Source organism: Variovorax sp. UMC13 (genome assembly GCF_014170375.1).
Taxonomy (GTDB): domain Bacteria; phylum Pseudomonadota; class Gammaproteobacteria; order Burkholderiales; family Burkholderiaceae_C; genus Variovorax.
The window spans coordinates 26,240-42,996 of record NZ_LZZW01000032.1; the positions used below are offsets into that span (position 1 = coordinate 26,240).

Below are 16,757 nucleotides of genomic sequence, written 5' to 3' on the forward strand. Positions count from 1 at the left end.
ATGACCTCCTCCGCCTGGGGCCTGCTGGCCCTTCTGCTGGTCGCGCTCGTCGTGCTGGGCTGGCCGCTGGGCCGCTTCACCGCGGCGCTGTGCGACGGCCGCCTGCCGCGCTGGATGCAGCGCATCGAGGCACCGCTCTACAAGCTGGCCGGCGTCGCGCCCGGCGAGTCCATGCACTGGCGCACCTATGCGCTGGCCTTGCTGGCCTTCAATGCGATCGGCGCCTTCGTCGTCTACGGCCTGCAGCGCCTGCAAGGCCTGCTGCCGCTCAACCCCGCAGGGATGGCGGCGATCTCGCCCGACTCCTCGTTCAACACGGCCGTGAGTTTCGTCACCAACACCAACTGGCAGGGCTACGGCGGTGAATCGACCATGAGCTATCTCACGCAGATGCTCGGCCTCACGGTGCAGAACTTCCTCTCGGCCGCGACCGGCATCGCGGTGGCCTTCGCGCTGGCGCGCGGCTTCGCGGCGCGCCGCACCGACGGCAAGGGCTTCGTGGGCAACTTCTGGACCGACGTGACGCGCATCACCACCTGGCTGCTGCTGCCGATCTCCTTCGTGCTGGCGCTGTTCTTCGCGGGCCAGGGCGTGATCCAGAACTTCGACGCCTACAAGACCGTGACCACGCTCGAGGCCACGGCCTACCAGGCGCCCAAGCTCGACGCGGCTGGCCAGCCGCTGCTCGACAAGGCCGGCGCGCCGGTGACGGAAGACGCCAGCACCACGACCCAGACGCTCGCCATGGGCCCGGTCGCGTCGCAGGAGGCGATCAAGATGCTAGGCACCAACGGGGGCGGCTTCTTCAACGCCAACTCGGCCCATCCCTACGAGAACCCGACCGCGCTCACGAACTTCGTGCAGATGCTGGCGATCCTGCTGATCCCCGTGGCGCTGTGCTTCGCCTTCGGCCGCGTGGTGGGCGACCTGCGCCAGGGCTGGGCCGTGCTGGCCGCGATGACGGTGCTGTTCGTGATCGCCGTGATCGTGGTCATCCCGGCGGAGCAGGTGGGCAACCCGGTGCTGGTGCCGCTGGGCGTGGACCAGGTGCAGTCCGCGCTGCAGGCCGGCGGCAACATGGAAGGCAAGGAAACGCGCTTCGGCATCACCGCCTCGGCGCTGTTCGCGGCCGTCACCACCGCCGCCTCGTGCGGCGCGGTGAACGCCATGCACGACTCCTTCACGCCGCTGGGCGGCATGGTGCCGATCGTGCTGATGCAGCTGGGCGAAGTGGTCTTCGGCGGCGTGGGCAGCGGGCTCTACGGCATGCTGATCTTCGCGATCCTCGCGGTGTTCATCGCCGGCCTGATGATCGGCCGCACGCCCGAGTACCTGGGCAAGAAGATCGAGGTGCACGAGATGAAGCTGACCTCGATCGCGATCCTGGTCACGCCGATCCTGGTGCTGGCCGGCACCGCCGTCGCGGTGAGCCTGGGCGTGGGCAAGGCGGGCATCGCCAACCCCGGCGCGCACGGCTTCTCCGAGATCCTCTATGCGCTGACCTCGGCCGCCAACAACAACGGCAGCGCCTTCGCGGGCCTGTCGGCCAACACGCCCTTCTACAACGCGCTGCTGGCCATCGCGATGTGGTTCGGCCGCTTCGCGATGATCGTGCCGGTGCTGGCCATCGCCGGCGCGCTGGCCGCCAAGAAACGCCTGCCGGTCACGGCCGGCACCATGCCCACGCACGGACCGCTGTTCGTGGCGCTGCTGATCGGCACCGTGCTGCTGGTCGGCCTGCTCAACTACGTGCCCGCCCTCGCGCTGGGTCCGATGGTCGAGCACCTGATGCTCTGGAAGTGAGGGTCGCACCATGACCTCGAAAACTGCAAGTTCCCTTTCCCTGTTCGACATGGCGCTGGTCCGGCCGGCCCTGTGGGGCGCGGTCACCAAGCTGAACCCGCGGGTGCAATGGCGCAACCCGGTGATGTTCATCGTCTACATCGGCAGCATCATGACCTCGCTGCTGTGGCTGCATGCGCTGAGCTTTCCGGGCGACAGCGGCATGCCGCCGGCCTTCGTGCTCGCGATCTCGGTCTGGCTCTGGTTCACCGTGCTGTTCGCCAACTTCGCCGAAGCCCTGGCCGAAGGCCGCAGCAAGGCGCAGGCCGCTTCGCTGCGCGGCCTGCGCAAGGACACCTGGGCCAAGAAGCTCAGCGAGCCTTTCCATGGCGCGGCCTTCCTGCCCGAACAGGCGCCCAACTTGCGCAAGGGCGACGTCGTGCTGGTCGAGACCGGCGACGTGATCCCGCTCGACGGCGAGGTCATCGAAGGCGTGGCCTCGGTCGACGAGAGCGCCATCACCGGCGAATCGGCGCCCGTGGTGCGCGAGTCGGGCGGCGACTTCTCGGCCGTGACCGGCGGCACCCGCGTGCTGTCCGACTGGCTTGTGGTGCGCATCAGCGTGAACCCCGGCGAGTCCTTCCTCGACCGCATGATCGGCATGGTCGAGGCGGCCAAGCGCCAGAAGACGCCCAACGAGGTCGCGCTGACCATCCTGCTGGTCGCGCTCACGCTGGTGTTCCTGATGGTCACGGTCACGCTGCTGCCGTACTCGGTGTTCAGCGTCGGCGCGATGGGCACGGGTACCGTGGTCTCGCTCACCGCGCTGGTGGCGCTGCTGGTGTGCCTGATCCCGACCACCATCGGCGGCCTGCTGTCGGCCGTGGGCGTGGCCGGCATGAGCCGCATGATGCAGGCCAACGTGATCGCGACCTCGGGCCGCGCGGTGGAAGCCGCGGGCGACGTCGACGTGCTGCTGCTCGACAAGACCGGCACCATCACCCATGGCAACCGCCAGGCCAGCGCCTTCATCCCGGCGCCGGGCGTGACGCCCGAGCGCCTGGCGCGCGCCGCGCTGCTGGCTTCGCTGCCCGACGAGACGCCCGAGGGCCGCAGCATCGTCGAGCTGGCACGCCGCGGCGGCACCGACGACAGCGCGATCGCCGATGCGCGCTTCGTGCCCTTCACCGCGCAGACCCGCATGAGCGGCGTCGACCTGCCGGCCGCTGCCAGCAGCCTGGACACCGATCCCGTGCTGCTGCGCAAGGGCGCGGTGGAGGCCCTGCGCCGCCACGTCGAGGCGCTGGGCGGCAGCGTGCCGGCCGAGGTGCTGCGCGCCGCCGAGGAAGCGGCCCGCCGCGGCAGCACGCCGCTGGCCGTGGCCGAGGGCAACCGCGTGCTCGGCGTGGTCGAGCTCAAGGACATCGTCAAGACCGGCATCAAGGAACGTTTTGCCGAACTGCGCGCGATGGGCATCAAGACGGTGATGATCACCGGCGACAACAAGCTCACGGCCGCCGCCATCGCGGCCGAGGCCGGCGTCGACGACTTCCTGGCCGAGGCCACGCCCGAGGACAAGCTGGCGCTGATCCGCAAGTACCAGGCCGAGGGCCGGCTGGTCGCCATGACCGGCGACGGCACCAACGACGCGCCCGCGCTGGCGCAGGCCGACGTGGCAGTGGCCATGGGCAGCGGCACGCAGGCCGCGAAGGAGGCCGGCAACATGGTCGACCTCGACTCCAACCCGACCAAGCTGCTCGAGGTGGTGGAGACCGGCAAGGCGCTGCTCATGACGCGCGGCTCGCTCACCACCTTCTCGATCGCCAACGACGTGGCGAAGTACTTCGCGATCATTCCCGCGATCTTCGTGAGCACCTACCCGCAACTGGGCGCGCTCAACGTGATGCGGCTCGCGAGCCCCTCGTCGGCCATCCTGAGCGCGGTGATCTTCAATGCGCTGGTGATCGTGTTCCTGATCCCGCTGGCGCTCAAGGGCGTGCGCTACCGGCCCGTGGGCGCGGCCGCGTTGCTGCGCCGCAACCTCGCGATCTACGGCCTGGGCGGCCTGGTCGTGCCCTTCATCGGCATCAAGCTGATCGACTGGCTGCTGGTTGCCATCGGATTGGTCTGACCCCCAGTCTGCGCGCACTTCGTGTCGCTCCGCCAACCCCCTTCCAGGGGGCAACACCAGCGGCCCGGCAGAGCCGGTTCCGCGGTGTTCCCCGTCTGAGACAGAAAGATCCTTATGAAAACCATTCTTCGCCCAGCCCTCGTGCTCTTCGTCGCGCTCAGCGTGCTCACCGGCCTGCTCTATCCGCTGGCCGTGACCGGCGCCGCCCAGGTCGTGTTCCCCGACCAGGCCGCGGGCAGCCTGGTCGAGCGCGACGGCCAGGCCGTCGGCTCGCGGCTGATCGGACAGAACTTCAGCGACCCCAAGCACTTCTGGGGCCGCCCCTCGGCCACCGCGCCCATGCCCTACAACGCCACCGCCTCGGGCGGCTCCAACCAGGGCCCGCTGAACCCGGCGCTGGTCGATGCGGTCAAGGGCCGCGTCGAGGCGCTGCGCGCGGCCGACCCGGGCAACACCGCATCGGTGCCGGTCGACCTGGTGACCGCTTCCGCCAGTGGCCTCGACCCCGAGATCAGCCCCGCGGCCGCGCTCTACCAGGTGCCGCGCATCGCGCGCCTGCGCCAGCTGCCGCTCGACCAGGTGACGGCGCTGGTGCATCGCCAGACCGAGGCGCCGCTGGCCGGCTTCCTGGGCGAGCCGCGGGTCAATGTGCTGGCGCTGAACCTGGCGCTCGACGCGATGAAGTAAAACCCCGGCATGGACGCTTCCCGCCCGGACCCCGACGCGCTGCTCGCGCAGATGCGCAGCGACGAAGCCCGCGCCCGCCGCGGGCGGCTGCGCATCTACTTCGGCGCCACCGCGGGCGTCGGCAAGACCTGGGCCATGCTTTCGGCCTCGCAGCGCGAGCGCGCCGCGGGCCGCGAGGTGCTGATCGGCGTGGTCGAGACCCACGGGCGCAGCGAAACGGCCGCGCTGCTCGACGGCCTCGAGCGGCTGCCGCTGCGCGACGTCGACTACCGCGGCCGCACGCTGGCCGAGTTCGATCTCGATGCCGCGCTGGCGCGCAAGCCCGCGGTGCTGCTGGTCGACGAACTCGCGCATTCCAACGCGCCGGGCTCGCGCCATGCCAAGCGCTGGCAGGACGTGCAGGAGCTGCTGGCCGCCGGCATCGAGGTCTGGTCGGCGCTCAACGTGCAGCACCTCGAGAGCCTCAACGGCACGGTCGGCACCATCACCGGCGTGCGGGTGCACGAGACCGTGCCCGACAGCGTGCTCGACGAGGCCGACGAGGTGGTGCTGGTCGACGTCACGCCCGACGAGCTCACGGCGCGACTGGCGGCCGGCAAGGTCTACCTGCCGCAGCAGGCCGAGCGCGCCAAGCAGAACTTCTTCCGCAAGGGCAACCTGATTGCGCTGCGCGAGATCGCCCTGCGCCGCACCGCCGAGCATGTGGAAGACGATGTGCGCGGCTGGCGGGTCGAGCAGTCCGGCCCGGGCCGCAAGGGCAACGGCCTGCAGGCCTGGAACACCTCGGGCGCGATCCTGGCCTGCGTCGGCCCGCACGAGGGCGCGGCGCAGACGGTGCGCAGCGCCGCGCGGCTGGCCGGCCAGCTCAGCGTGCGCTGGTACGCCGCCTACGTCGAGACGCCGGCGCTGCAGCGGCTGCCCGCCGCGCAGCGCGACCGCGTGCTGGCGGTGCTCAAGCTGGCCGAGGAACTGGGCGCGGTGACCGCGGTGCTGACCGGCGACAACGTGGCGCAGGCGCTGGCCGCACAGGCGCAGCGGCTCAACTGCGCCACGCTGGTGGTGGGACGCGCCGAGCCGGCCACCGGCTGGCGGCGCTGGTGGCCGTCGCCCTCGCTGGCGCGCGAGCTGGCGCGCCGCGGGCCCACGCTCGACATCGTCGAGACGGCCCGTGCCGACAGCGCACGCCGCCTGCCGCGCACGCCGCTGGGCGCGGCGCGCGAGCTGGCGAACGGCGACGAGCGCTCCGACGACGATGCCGACCGGCCGCATGCACGCTGGCCCGGCTATGTCTGGGCCGCGGCGATGGGCATCGCCGTCACGCTGGTCGCGACGCCGCTGTCGGGCGTGCTCGAGCAGGTCAACATCGTGATGCTGTTCCTGCTCGGCGTGGTGGGCATCGCGATGCGCTTCGGCCGCGGGCCGGCGGCGCTGGCCGCGATGCTCAACGTCGCGGCCTTCGATTTCTTCTTCGTCTCGCCGCGGCTGTCGTTCGCGATCGGCGACGTGCAGTACGTCGTGACCTTCGCCGTGATGCTGGGCGTGGGCCTGCTGGTGGGCCAGCTCACCGCGGGCCTGCGCTTCGCGGCCAGCGTGTCGACCAGCCGCGAGCGCCGCGCGCAGTCGCTGTTCGAGCTCACGCGCGAGCTCTCGGCCGCGCTGCAGAGCGAGCAGGTGGTGGCGCTCGGCGCGGCGGCGGTGCAGGGCCATTTCGGCGGCCAGGCGCTGGTGCTGGTGACCGATGCGGCGGACCGGCTGCAGCTGCCCGACCACCCGCCACCGGGCTTCGATGCCAGCGTGGCCGACTGGGCCTTCCGCCAGGGCCAGCCGGCCGGCCTGGCGACCGCCACGCTGGCCGCGCAACCCTGGCACTACGTGCCGCTCAAGGCGCCCATGCGGGTGCGCGGCGTGCTGGCGCTCGAGCCCGCGCAGCCGCGCTGGCTGCTGATCCCCGAGCAGGCGCAGCAGCTCGACACGCTGGCGCGCCAGATCGCCATCGCGCTGGAGCGCGTGCACTACGTCGAGGTCGCGCAGCAGGCGGTGGTCGAGATGGAGTCGGAGCGGCTGCGCAACACGCTGCTGGCCGCCATCTCGCACGACGTGCGCACGCCGCTGACCGCGCTCATCGGCCTGGCCGAGTCGCTGCAGACCGCCGACGCCGACACGCGCCAGCAGGCCACGCAGGCGATCGTCGGGCAGGCGCATGCGCTCAACGCGCTGGTCAACAACCTGCTCGACATGGCGCGGCTCGAAAGCGGCATCGCGGGCGGCGCGGTCAACCTGCGGCGCGACTGGCAGTCGGTGGAGGAGGTGGTGGGCTCGGCCATCCGCGCGGCCGCCTCGGCGCTGGGCGGGCGTGCCGTGCAGACCGCGCTGCCGCCCGAGCTGCCGCTGGTCGAGTTCGACGCGGTGCTGATGGAGCGCGTGCTGGTCAACCTGCTGGAGAACGCGGCCAAGTACGGCGCGCCGCCGATCGTGGTCGGCGCGCGCGCCGAGGCCCGCAGCCTGGTGCTCAGCGTGCGCGACCACGGCGCTGGCCTGCCGCTGGCGCTGCGCGGCCGCGAGCACCTGCTGTTCGACAAGTTCACCCGCGGCCAGGCCGAATCGGCTACCCCGGGCGTGGGCCTGGGCCTGGCCATCTGCAAGGCCATCGTCTCCGCGCACGGCGGCGAGATCGCCGCGGCCAACGCGTCGGGCGGCGGCGCAGAATTCACCGTCACGCTGCCGCGCCGCGCGCCGCCAGACGTGCCGGACGCGCCGGTCGCGTCCGAAGATCCCTTTCCTGCCTGAGCCCTGCCATGCCTTCACCCATCGCCATCGTGATCGAGGACGAACCCCAGATCCGCCGTTTCGTGCGCGGCGCGCTCGAGGCCGAAGGCTGGCAGGTGCACGAGGTCGGCAGCCTGCGCGACGGCCTGGCGGCCGCCGGCACGCGCCAGCCCGACTTGGTGGTGCTGGACCTCGGGCTGCCCGACGGCGACGGGCTCTCGCTGATCCGCGACGTGCGCGGCTGGTCGGCGGTGCCGATCATCGTGCTGTCGGCGCGCGTCGACGAGGCTGACAAGATTGCGGCCCTCGATGCCGGCGCCGACGACTACCTGACCAAGCCCTTCGGCACCGGCGAGCTGCTGGCGCGCGTGCGGGCCAACCTGCGGCGCCCGCGTGCCGCGGCGGGCAGCACCGCCACCACCGAGGTCGGCGAGCCGGTGTTCCGCTTCGGCGAAATCGAGGTCGATCGCGCCGCGCGGCTGGTGCGCCGCGCGGGCGCCGAGGTGCACCTCACGCCCACCGAGTACCGGCTGCTGGGCGTGCTGGTGTCCAACGCCGGCCGCGTGCTCACCCAGCGGCAGCTGCTGCGCGAGGTCTGGGGGCCGTCGCATGCCGAGCAGAGCCACTACCTGCGCATCTACATGGGCCACCTGCGGCAGAAGCTCGAGGCCGATCCGGCGCAGCCGCGGCATCTGCTGACGGAGACGGCGGTGGGGTACCGGCTGGTGGTCTGAGGCCGCGAGGCGGGGTTTTCGCCGCAGTAGCGGGCACTTTGTCACGGTTTGCGTGCGCAAAGCCGGCTTGGGATGCATCCGCTGCCAAGGGTCGCGCGTAGAGAACGCATGAACCCCCTGTCGAAACCCCTCTCCCTGCTGCGGGCCGTCACGCCGTGGCCCCGCGCCGTGAAGGCGCTCGACATCCGGCCGGCGGTGCGCCACGCGCTGGCGACGGGCGGGCTGCAGGAGGCGGTGCGCCTCCTCAACACCCGCGTGCCGCACCGCTACACGGCCATCCACCGCCTCGTGATCGACCAGATGGCCAGCCTCGCGATCCACGACCTCGAAGGCGGCGACGTGCGGGCGCTGCAGGTGCCCGTGGACCGGGGGCACAGCTTCTGCCAGTACGCGATCGCGGCCGGCTGCTTCGTCACCGAGAACTCGGCCGTCGATCCGCGGCTCGACGGCCATGCGGCGCAGGGGCGGATCGCGGCCTACCACGGCGTGGCGCTGGTCGACGACACCGGCCGCGCGTTCGGCGCGCTGTGCCATTTCGACCTGACGCCGCGCTTCCTGAGCGCCGCGGCCTTCGCGGAGATGGGGCAGGCCGCCATCGAGATCGCGGCCTACCTTGCGCGGCCCGGCGCCGCGCGGGTGCAGGCCGAGCTGTTCGAGGCCTGCTGAGCGGAAGCGGCGGGCCTCAGGGCGCGGCCTCGGCGCCGCGGCCGGCCACCGCGGCCGGCGGCACGCTGCGCGTGACCACTTCGGGTTCGGCGCTGCGCCGGCCCCGGTCATCCGGCGTCGGCCGGGCGGCGGTCGGCGCGATGTAGACGGTCCGGCTCGGGAAGGCGAACTGCACGCCCAGCCTGGCGAAGGCGCGCATCATCTCCAGGTTGAGCCGCTGCTGCTCGTCCATGTAGAGCCCGTAGTTGGGCGTGGTGACGAAATAGACCACCTCGAAGGTCAGCGCGCTCTCGCCGAAGGACTGGAAATGCACGCGGTCCAGCCGCAGCGCCTCGCGCGCCTCGATCAGCTGGCGGACGCTGCGTTGCACGGCCTCGATCTGCTCCGGCGTGGTGTCGTAGCTGAGGCCGAAGTTGAAGGCGATGCGCCGCTCCTGCATGCGGCGGTAGTTCTTCACCACCTGCTTGAGCAGGTCGGTGTTGCTGATCACGATCTCCTCGCCGCTGGTGCTGCGCAGGCGCGTGGTCTTCAGGCCGATGTGCTGCACCGTGCCCGAGATGCTGCCGACCCCGATCGCGTCGCCCACCTCGAAGGGCTTGTCGACCGCGATCGAGAGCGAGGCGAACAGGTCGCCCAGGATGTTCTGCACCGCCAGCGCGATGGCGATGCCGCCGACCCCCAGGCTGGCGACGAAGGCCGTGATGTTGACGCCCAGGTTCGACAGGATGGCCAGCAGCACGATCACCCACAGCACCGTGCGCAGGGCCCAGGACATCAGGGTCGAGGAGGCGCTGACCTGGGTCATGCCGGCCGATGTGTGGCGGCTCACGTAGCGGCGCAGCGCGATGCCGATGGCCTTGTTGAACCACAGCCCGAACTGCAGCGCCAGCGTGAGGAACCACAGCTGGCTCACGCGGGTGCCCCAGCGCCCGCCCAGGTCCAGCATGCCCACGCCGATCAGCACCGCGGTGAGCACCAGGAACACGCGGTTGGTGTCGCCCAGCACCTCCACCAGCGTGTCGTCCACGTGGTTGTCGGTCCGCTCGGCGATCGCCTTCATGCGGCTGACGGCATAGCGCAGTGCCAGGCTCATCACCAGGTAGGCGATCAGGGCTACCGCGATGCCCAGGGCCCAGTTCTGGACGGAAATGCCCCCGATCAGGAGCTCGCGAAAGGGTTCGGTCAGTGCGTTCATGGAGGGAGGCGGCAGGCCCGCCGGCAACTAAACAAGCGCGCCAGGCTCGCAGAGATGCACCACCGCGCGCGTAGGCCTGTCCCGACCCGGCGTGTGGGCGCGTGGTCCTTGATGGGCCCGCGCGGCCGGCCGCCGCGGCGCACGGCCGTGCCACGACCGACGCCGGCGGAGGTCTGGTCCGGACCGGCCTCAGGCCCACCAGCGCGCGTCGGGCTTGCCCACGCGCAGCGCGCCGGCCCCGATCACCGCGATGGTCAGCGCGTTCAGCAAAAAGAAGGCCTGCAGTTCGAGCGACCAGCCGCCCATCTTCGACAGCGAGAAGAACTGGCCGGTGTGCACCAGCAGCAGCGCGACCAGCATGTTGAAGGCGATCACCAGCGCGGCCGGCCGGGCGAACAGGCCCAGCAGCACCAGCAGCGGTGCGACGAACTCGCCCAGGTACACGCCGTAGGCCAGCCAGTCGGGCAGCCCGGCGGCACCGACCATGCGGTGGATGCCGTCGGCGCCCTGTAAGACCTTCGACAGGCCGTGGAACAGCAGCAGCCCGCCGAGCGTGATGCGCAGCAGCAGCTTGCCGAGATCGTCGTTGCGTGTGGCGGTCATCGGGGCTTACTGCGCGTTGACCGAAGGCGTGCCGGCGACGGCGTTGGCGCCACCCTGGACGCGCTGGACTTCGGCGGTGTAGACATCGCTGCCGCGGGCGCGCGTGTAGGCGGCCAGCTGCTGGGCGTAGCGCGGGCTGGCGCTGTCGGTGGTGTTGGCGATCGAGGCGCCCTCGAGGCCGGCGCGGCGCCACAGGTTCAGGTCGGCCACGACTTCGGCTCGGCTCAGCGTGCCGGCCGGGGTGCCGGCCGAGGCCAGCGAACCGACCCATTGTTCGGCCGGGGCGCTGGGGGCGCGGGCGCTGCGCTGCAGCTCGGCCACGACGTCGGCGCGCTTCACGACGCCGGTGGTGGCGATCGGTGCGCCCACCCATTGTTCGGCCGGGACGGTCTGGGCGGAGGCGGCGCCCACCGTGGCGACCAGGGCGGCGAGGGCGAGGATGTGCTTGGCTTGCATGAGGAGACTCCTGTTCGTGTCACCGCAGGGAACAGCAGTGACGAGGCCCTCAGTCTCTTCGCCGGCGCCGGATCGCGATGTGCGCCAGCGCACAGCTTTGCTCAGCTGGCCGGCGTCGGCCGCGGCACGTGCAGCACCTCTAGCGCCTCGCTGCGCCCGCGCAGTTGCACCGTCTGCACTGCCTGCGTCGCGCTCAGCCGCTCGGCGATACCGGCCTGCCGCGCGGCGAACAGCGAGATCACCAGCCGGGCGTCCGCCACCTTGGAATGGTCCTGCAGCCGGCTGGCGGTGTTGACCACCTCGCCGACCGCGGTGAAGGTGGTGGTCTCGAGGTAGCCCACCTCGCCGACCGCGGTGCGGCCCGCGTGCAGGCCCATGCCGAAGTCCAGCCGGTGGCCGAACTGCGACTCGAAGCCGGTGCTCCAGGCGTCCATGCGCTCGCCGATCAGTTCGGCCGCCCGCACCGCCTGGCGGCAGGCGGTCGCCAGGTCGACCTCGAGGCCGAAGATCGCCATCACGCTGTCGCCGATGAACTGGTTGGGCACGCCGCCGCTCTCGCGCACCGCGGCGCCCACGGTGGCGAAGTAGCGCTCCAGCAGGTAGGCCAGGTCGAAGGGCCATTGGTTCTCCGACAGGCCCGACCAGCGCCGCAGGTCGACGAACAGGATCGCCACATCGCGCTCGCGGCCGAAATGGCCCGAGCGCTCGGTGGACGCGGGCGCGAACAGCGGTGTGACCGCGATGTCGCCGCGCGGGCGCAGCTGGCAGGCCAGGCGCACGTCGGCCGGCGCGCGCACCCGGTCCAGCGTGCGGCGCTCGTCACGGCCCGGCGGCTCGAGGTGCGCGGGCGGGCCCTGCACCCGCACCCGGCAGGTCGAGCAGCGCGCGCGCCCGCCGCAGACCGACAGGTGCGCGATGCCGTGGGCGCGGCTGGCGTCGAGCACGCTCCAGCCGCGTGGCACGTGCACGCTGCGCTCGGGGTAGCGCAGCGTGATCGAGGCGCCGCCGGGCCGGCGCTCGCGGCGGCTGCGCAGCTGGCGCGCCGCGAACAGCGCGAGCAGCAGCAGGCCGTAGAAGACTTCGATGCGGCGCTCGGTCGCCTCGACGGCCTCGCCCTGCGCTGGCGTCGGCCCCTGGACCGCCACCGGGCCCGACCACTGCAGCTCGCGGCCCATGCTGAGGAAGCCCGCGACCGCCAGCACCGGCAGCAGCACCGCCGCCACCAGCAGCCCGTGCGAATGCCGGCGGTAGCCCGGCTTCGCGCGCAAGGCCATGTGCACCCCCAGGCAGCCGTGCGCCCAGGCCACGGCCATCAGCGCGAACTGGCCGCCCGCGCCGGCGAAGCTCCACAGCGCGCCGACCACGCGGGCGTACGAGGCATCGAGCCCGAAGGCCTCGTAGGCCCAGCGCATCGCGCTCAGGTGCGAGGCCAGCAGCAGCGGCAGCGAGAAGCCCAGCAGCAGCCGCAGCGCATCGAGGGGCTGCATGCGCAGGCTGCGGCGGTCCCAGACGCTGAGCAGGGCCAGCACGATGTGGGTGGCGGCCGCGCCGTAGAGCAGCAGCGTGCCGGGCGGGCTGCGCCAGAACGCATGCACGCCGTGCAGCACCGCTTCGGCAAAAGCCAGCGAGACCAGGCCCAGCGCGTGGTTCAGCAGGTGTGCGCTGACATAACCCATCAGGACCAGGCCGCTGATCCATCGCAGGTCGCGCCGCGTGGGCAGGGCGAAGCGGGGAGGGGAACGCAGGGGCATGAAGGGGCTCGAAGAGGGCCCCGAGCATAATCCGCGCGGCCCCGCGGCCGACCCTTCCATGACCTCACCCGTCCTCCGCTCTTCCCTCGCGCTGCGCCGCGTCGCGCTGTTCGACGCGCTGCCCGACGACCGGCTCGACCGCATCGCGCAGGCCTGCCACTGGCAGAGCGTGGAGGCCGACCATCCGCTGGTGCTGCGCGCGCAGGACCCCGGCGAGGTCTATTTCATCGTCTCGGGGGCCGTGCGCATCACCACCTACGCGGTCCAGGGCCGGCAGGTGACCTTCCGCGACTGCGGCGAGGGCGAGCTCTTCGGCGAGCTGGCCGCGATCGACGGCGGGCCGCGCTCGGCCGACGCCGTCACGCTGGCGCCCAGCGTGCTGGCCAGCCTCGCGCCGGCCGCCTTCCGCGCGCTGCTGCGCGAGGAGCCACTGCTGGCCGAACGCGTGATGCTGCGCCTGGCCTCGCTGGTGCGCCAGCTCTCCGAACGCATCATCGACCTGAGCACGCTTGACGTGGCCGGGCGGCTGCACGCCGAGCTGCTGCGCCTGGCGCAGGCCGCGGGCGTGGCGGGCAACGCCGCGCGGCTGGAGCCCGCGCCCAAGCATGCCGCGCTGGCCAGCCAGATCAGCACCAACCGCGAGCAGGTGACGCGCGAACTCAACGCGCTGGTGCGCCGCGGCGTGCTGCAGAAGGATGGCAAGGCGCTGGTCGTGGCCGATGTGCGGCAATTGGCCGACGCGCTGGCGCTGGTGCGCGGCGACCGCTAGGGCGAAGGCTCGCGCCGAATGGCCAGCTCATTCCAGCCCGTGGCCGCATCGGGTGCGCGCGAGAAGTGCCAGTCGGGCAGCAGGCACAGCAGGATCTCGGCGGTGGTGCGCACGATGCAGCCGTAGCCGGCGTGGCCGCCCGTGACGCGCCCCTGCGCATCGGCCACGCTGAGGTGCAGGTGCCCGCCGTCGACGCCCAGGCTGCCCGACAGGGTCAGCAGCTCCAGGTCGCCGGCCAGCGTGATGGCATCGTCCGCGCCGGCCAGCCGGATGGCCGCGGTCCGCAGGCTGCCGATGCCCGCCACCACGAAGCCCGCATGCACGCCCGCGGCCGCGAACTGCGCCTCCAGCGCGCGCCGCAGGTCGTCGCCGGGCTGCAGCCGCAGCGGCAGGGGGCTCGGGAAGACGTCTGGTGCCGTGCGCATGCGCGGATCATGCCAAAGGGGGGCGAATCAGTCCGGCCTGGCCGGCGGCTCCAGCTTCGCACGCAGCACGCCGTTGAGCTCGGCGCCGAAGATCAGCGTGGTCGCGCTGATGTAGAGGAAGACCAGCGTGGCCACCACGCCGGCGAAGCTGCCGTAGAGCAGGGCCAGCTTGCCGGCGGTGCGCAGCGTGTACGACAGCGTGGCGGCTGCGCCCACCCACAGGGCCGCGCCCAGCAGCGCACCGGGCAGCACCGTGTAGAGCCGCTGGCGGATGTCGGGCAGCCAGCCGTACATCAGCGCATAGAGCAGCGCGAGCACCCCGAAGGCCGAGCCGTAGCGCACGCTGTTGCGCAGCCACAGCGATTCCTGCCCGGCCCCCAGGCTGGCCTCGAGCAGCTGCCAGAGGTAGGGCACGACGACCACCGAGCTGAAGGTGGCCACTACGCCCAGGCCCACGATCGCGGTGAACAGGGTGACCTTGATGCGCGCCTTCCAGAAGGGCAGGCCGCGCTCGATGCCGTAGGCCCGGTTGAGCGCGCTGCGCACCGCCTGCATGCCCGAGGACGCGGTCCACAGCGTGGCCAGCACGCCGATGGTCAGCAGCGCCTGGTTGCGCTGGGCCAGCACCTGCCGGATGACGGGCTGCATCGCGTCGCGCACCACCTGCGGCGCATAGCCCATCACCCGGTCGGCCAGCGCCGCCGCATCGCCGGGCTGGCCGATGTAGCCGGCCGCGGCCGACACCAGGATCAGCAGCGGGAACATCGCCAGCACCGAGGAGAAGGCCAGGCTGCCGGCCTGGTTGGCGCTCTGGTGCAGCACGTAGTTGCGGATCGCCAGCAGCACCGTGCGCAGGCCGGGCGTGGCCAGCGCCCCGTCGCGCACGCGGCGCCAGAACTCGCCCAGGCCGCTCATGGGGCGCGGGGTCCGAAGAAGAGAGGGCCGGCAGGCATGGGAAGGGCGCGGGGAAGCCAGGGAAGCTGATAGTCTGGCGGCAAGCCCGCCTGCCGCGGGACAGCAATCGCCCGATTCACTGTAGGCACGGGTGCCGACGGGCGTTTACGCCGCCTTTGCACCGCGCGCCCCAAGCTTTGCACCGTTTTGACGGGCCCTTGCCGACACTGGCTTCCTGTTCTTTTCCAAGCAGGACCCCCATGGCCTATGCCGCTTACCGGGAACCTCCCGGTGCCGCTTTCTCCCTCGCCTCCCCCGTGGGCGAGACGGTGTTCCAGGTGCTCGACGTCACCGTCGCCTCCGTCGATGCCTGCCGCGTGCGGCGGGCGCTGGCCGCCTGCCAGGGCGTGGGCGTGCTGCGCTGCGAGCCGCTGCTGCACAGCGCCGCCGCCTGGGCCACGGCCGCGCCGCGCGTGCGGCTGATGGTCCGGCTGCCCTTCGCGCGCTATGCCGAGGTGCTGCATTGCCTGCTCGAGTGTGTGCCGGACGGCGAGATCGGTGCCCTGACCAGCTGGCGCGCCCACCTGAAGCGCTGCGGTGTGGCCCATGGCGGCTGAATGGCTGCGGGCGCTCTGCGCGCTCGGCACGGTCTTCATCCCGCTGGCCATCGCGGGTCTGGCCGTGCACCTCGGCGCGCGTCGTGCCGTGTCGGACACATCCTGCAACGTCGATCCGTTTCGTCCGGTCGCGCCCGGGTTTCCCGCGGGGGAAAGTCCCAGCGCATTGACGCAAACGACGGAGACACTGAGATGGCCTACGAACTCGACGTTCGCAGCCCGCGCGACACGGGCTGGATCAACCTGGAAGAACCCCGCGAGGTCCGCTACTGGACGCGAACCTTCGCCGTGACCGAAACCCGCCTGCGCAGCGCCGTGTGCGCCGCCGGCGATTCGACGCAAGCCGTGTGCCGCTACCTGGGCATCCCGCGCGTGAGCCGGCAGGCGCCGGCGTTGCAGGAAGCCGACCAGATCTGAGCGCCCCGCGCCACGCCCCGGTGAGGGCCGGACGGTAGACTGGCGCCCGACATGACAGCGCCAAACACTTCCGAACCCGTCCGACTCAACAAACGCATGGCCGAACTTGGCATCTGCTCGCGCCGCGAGGCCGACGACTGGATCGCGCAGGGCTGGGTCCGGGTCAACGGCCAGCCGGCCGAGATGGGCGTCAAGGTCACGCCGGCCGACCGGGTCGAGGTCGACAAGCGGGCGCACGGCCAGCAGGCGCAGCAGGTCACGATCCTGCTGCACAAGCCCATGGGCTACGTGAGCGGCCAGGCCGAGGACGGCCACGAGCCCGCCGCGATGCTCATCAACCCGCGCACCCACTGGCGCGAAGACACCAGCACGCACCGTTTCTCGCCGCCGCAGCTGCGCGGGCTCGCGCCTGCCGGCCGACTCGACATCGATTCGGTCGGCCTGCTGGTGCTCACCCAGGACGGCCGGGTGGCGCGGCAGCTGATCGGCGAGGACTCGGGCATCGAGAAGGAATACCTGGTGCGCGTGACCTGGTCGCCCCAGGCCGGCGCCACCGGCGGCCCGGGCGCGCACGGCGACGTCACGACCGACGTGCAGCGCGTGTTTCCACCCGCGATGCTGGCCCGGCTGCGCCACGGCCTGAGCCTGGACGGCCAGCCGCTCAAGCCGGCGCGCGTCGACTGGCAGAACCCCGAGCAGCTGCGCTTCATCCTGACCGAGGGCAAGAAGCGCCAGATCCGCCGCATGTGCGAGCAGGTCGGCCTCAAGGTGGTGGGCCTGAAGCGCATCCGCATCGGCCGCGTGGTGCTGGGCAACCTGCCTGTGGGCCAGTGGCGCTACCTGGGCGCGCACGAGAAGTTCTGA

Annotated in this window: 16 protein-coding genes; 10 read left to right on the top strand and 6 right to left on the bottom strand. The window is 71.9% G+C overall.

Annotation, left to right across the window (positions count from 1 at the left end; genetic code table 11):
- The 6 genes from kdpA to A9977_RS27515 all read left to right on the top strand — a co-directional run bounded on the left by kdpA (window position 1) and on the right by A9977_RS27515 (window position 8,766).
- Window positions 1-1,803: a potassium-transporting ATPase subunit KdpA gene (gene kdpA, locus A9977_RS27490; protein ID WP_183027986.1), complete on the top strand. Its 1,803-nt coding sequence runs from the start codon at window positions 1-3 to the stop codon at window positions 1,801-1,803.
- Between the two features lie 10 nt (window positions 1,804-1,813).
- Complete coding sequence (gene kdpB / locus A9977_RS27495; protein ID WP_183027987.1) at window positions 1,814-3,913, top strand: potassium-transporting ATPase subunit KdpB; 2,100 nt, start codon at window positions 1,814-1,816, stop codon at window positions 3,911-3,913.
- A gap of 114 nt (window positions 3,914-4,027) precedes the next feature.
- The gene (kdpC, locus tag A9977_RS27500) at window positions 4,028-4,600 is read left to right on the top strand and encodes a potassium-transporting ATPase subunit KdpC (RefSeq protein ID WP_183027988.1); all 573 of its coding nucleotides are present in this window, start codon (window positions 4,028-4,030) and stop codon (window positions 4,598-4,600) included.
- Window positions 4,601-4,609: 9 nt separating this feature from the next.
- Entirely contained in the window at window positions 4,610-7,387 is a 2,778-nt protein-coding gene (locus A9977_RS27505) for a DUF4118 domain-containing protein (RefSeq protein WP_183027989.1), read from the top strand.
- 8 nt (window positions 7,388-7,395) lie between these two features.
- Window positions 7,396-8,100, top strand: a complete 705-nt coding sequence (gene kdpE / locus A9977_RS27510; RefSeq protein WP_183027990.1) for a two-component system response regulator KdpE — start codon at window positions 7,396-7,398, stop codon at window positions 8,098-8,100.
- 108 nt (window positions 8,101-8,208) lie between these two features.
- Window positions 8,209-8,766: a hypothetical protein gene (locus A9977_RS27515; RefSeq protein ID WP_183027991.1), complete on the top strand. Its 558-nt coding sequence runs from the start codon at window positions 8,209-8,211 to the stop codon at window positions 8,764-8,766.
- 16 nt (window positions 8,767-8,782) lie between these two features.
- Here A9977_RS27515 and A9977_RS27520 read toward each other — a convergent pair whose 3' ends face one another.
- The 4 genes from A9977_RS27520 to A9977_RS27535 all read right to left on the bottom strand — a co-directional run bounded on the left by A9977_RS27520 (window position 8,783) and on the right by A9977_RS27535 (window position 12,771).
- Window positions 8,783-9,961, bottom strand: a complete 1,179-nt coding sequence (locus A9977_RS27520) for a mechanosensitive ion channel family protein (RefSeq protein ID WP_183027992.1) — start codon at window positions 9,959-9,961, stop codon at window positions 8,783-8,785.
- Between the two features lie 189 nt (window positions 9,962-10,150).
- Entirely contained in the window at window positions 10,151-10,564 is a 414-nt protein-coding gene (locus tag A9977_RS27525) for a DoxX family protein (protein ID WP_183027993.1), read from the bottom strand.
- 6 nt (window positions 10,565-10,570) lie between these two features.
- Window positions 10,571-11,020 carry a hypothetical protein gene (locus tag A9977_RS27530; RefSeq protein WP_183027994.1) on the bottom strand — a complete coding sequence of 150 codons (450 nt, stop codon included), beginning with the start codon at window positions 11,018-11,020 and terminating at the stop codon, window positions 10,571-10,573.
- A gap of 101 nt (window positions 11,021-11,121) precedes the next feature.
- Entirely contained in the window at window positions 11,122-12,771 is a 1,650-nt protein-coding gene (locus A9977_RS27535; RefSeq protein ID WP_183027995.1) for an adenylate/guanylate cyclase domain-containing protein, read from the bottom strand.
- A gap of 58 nt (window positions 12,772-12,829) precedes the next feature.
- Here A9977_RS27535 and A9977_RS27540 point away from each other — a divergent pair, with 58 nt between their 5' ends.
- Window positions 12,830-13,540: a Crp/Fnr family transcriptional regulator gene (locus A9977_RS27540; protein WP_183027996.1), complete on the top strand. Its 711-nt coding sequence runs from the start codon at window positions 12,830-12,832 to the stop codon at window positions 13,538-13,540.
- Here the strand turns inward: A9977_RS27540 and A9977_RS27545 are convergent.
- Window positions 13,537-13,965, bottom strand: coding sequence for a PPC domain-containing DNA-binding protein (locus A9977_RS27545; protein ID WP_183027997.1), 429 nt, complete (start codon window positions 13,963-13,965; stop codon window positions 13,537-13,539). The genes A9977_RS27540 and A9977_RS27545 overlap by 4 nt on opposite strands.
- 27 nt (window positions 13,966-13,992) lie before the next feature.
- The gene (locus A9977_RS27550; protein WP_183027998.1) at window positions 13,993-14,880 is read right to left on the bottom strand and encodes a YihY/virulence factor BrkB family protein; all 888 of its coding nucleotides are present in this window, start codon (window positions 14,878-14,880) and stop codon (window positions 13,993-13,995) included.
- Between the two features lie 239 nt (window positions 14,881-15,119).
- Between A9977_RS27550 and A9977_RS27555 the strand changes: the two genes are divergently transcribed.
- From A9977_RS27555 to A9977_RS27565, 3 genes are all read left to right on the top strand, one after another.
- Entirely contained in the window at window positions 15,120-15,476 is a 357-nt protein-coding gene (locus A9977_RS27555; RefSeq protein ID WP_183027999.1) for a hypothetical protein, read from the top strand.
- 192 nt (window positions 15,477-15,668) lie between these two features.
- A complete protein-coding gene (locus A9977_RS27560) occupies window positions 15,669-15,893 on the top strand; it encodes a DUF3606 domain-containing protein (RefSeq protein WP_183028000.1) in 225 nt (74 codons plus the stop codon).
- Between the two features lie 51 nt (window positions 15,894-15,944).
- On the top strand, window positions 15,945-16,757 hold the full coding sequence (locus tag A9977_RS27565) for a pseudouridine synthase (RefSeq protein WP_183028001.1): 813 nt from the start codon (window positions 15,945-15,947) through the stop codon (window positions 16,755-16,757).

What these genes read in the sequence shown, in the direction of transcription:
- A9977_RS27550 (WP_183027998.1), bottom strand. Translation starts at nt 14,880, where the DNA reads ATGAGCGGCCTGGGCGAGTTCTGGCGCCGCGTGCGCGACGGGGCGCTG.
- kdpA (WP_183027986.1), top strand. Translation starts at nt 1, where the DNA reads ATGACCTCCTCCGCCTGGGGCCTGCTGGCCCTTCTGCTGGTCGCGCTC.
- A9977_RS27565 (WP_183028001.1), top strand. Translation starts at nt 15,945, where the DNA reads ATGACAGCGCCAAACACTTCCGAACCCGTCCGACTCAACAAACGCATG.
- kdpB (WP_183027987.1), top strand. Translation starts at nt 1,814, where the DNA reads ATGACCTCGAAAACTGCAAGTTCCCTTTCCCTGTTCGACATGGCGCTG.
- A9977_RS27545 (WP_183027997.1), bottom strand. Translation starts at nt 13,965, where the DNA reads ATGCGCACGGCACCAGACGTCTTCCCGAGCCCCCTGCCGCTGCGGCTG.
- A9977_RS27520 (WP_183027992.1), bottom strand. Translation starts at nt 9,961, where the DNA reads ATGAACGCACTGACCGAACCCTTTCGCGAGCTCCTGATCGGGGGCATT.
- A9977_RS27540 (WP_183027996.1), top strand. Translation starts at nt 12,830, where the DNA reads ATGACCTCACCCGTCCTCCGCTCTTCCCTCGCGCTGCGCCGCGTCGCG.
- kdpE (WP_183027990.1), top strand. Translation starts at nt 7,396, where the DNA reads ATGCCTTCACCCATCGCCATCGTGATCGAGGACGAACCCCAGATCCGC.
- kdpC (WP_183027988.1), top strand. Translation starts at nt 4,028, where the DNA reads ATGAAAACCATTCTTCGCCCAGCCCTCGTGCTCTTCGTCGCGCTCAGC.
- A9977_RS27555 (WP_183027999.1), top strand. Translation starts at nt 15,120, where the DNA reads ATGGCCTATGCCGCTTACCGGGAACCTCCCGGTGCCGCTTTCTCCCTC.
- A9977_RS27525 (WP_183027993.1), bottom strand. Translation starts at nt 10,564, where the DNA reads ATGACCGCCACACGCAACGACGATCTCGGCAAGCTGCTGCTGCGCATC.
- A9977_RS27560 (WP_183028000.1), top strand. Translation starts at nt 15,669, where the DNA reads ATGGCCTACGAACTCGACGTTCGCAGCCCGCGCGACACGGGCTGGATC.
- A9977_RS27505 (WP_183027989.1), top strand. Translation starts at nt 4,610, where the DNA reads ATGGACGCTTCCCGCCCGGACCCCGACGCGCTGCTCGCGCAGATGCGC.
- A9977_RS27535 (WP_183027995.1), bottom strand. Translation starts at nt 12,771, where the DNA reads ATGCCCCTGCGTTCCCCTCCCCGCTTCGCCCTGCCCACGCGGCGCGAC.
- A9977_RS27530 (WP_183027994.1), bottom strand. Translation starts at nt 11,020, where the DNA reads ATGCAAGCCAAGCACATCCTCGCCCTCGCCGCCCTGGTCGCCACGGTG.
- A9977_RS27515 (WP_183027991.1), top strand. Translation starts at nt 8,209, where the DNA reads ATGAACCCCCTGTCGAAACCCCTCTCCCTGCTGCGGGCCGTCACGCCG.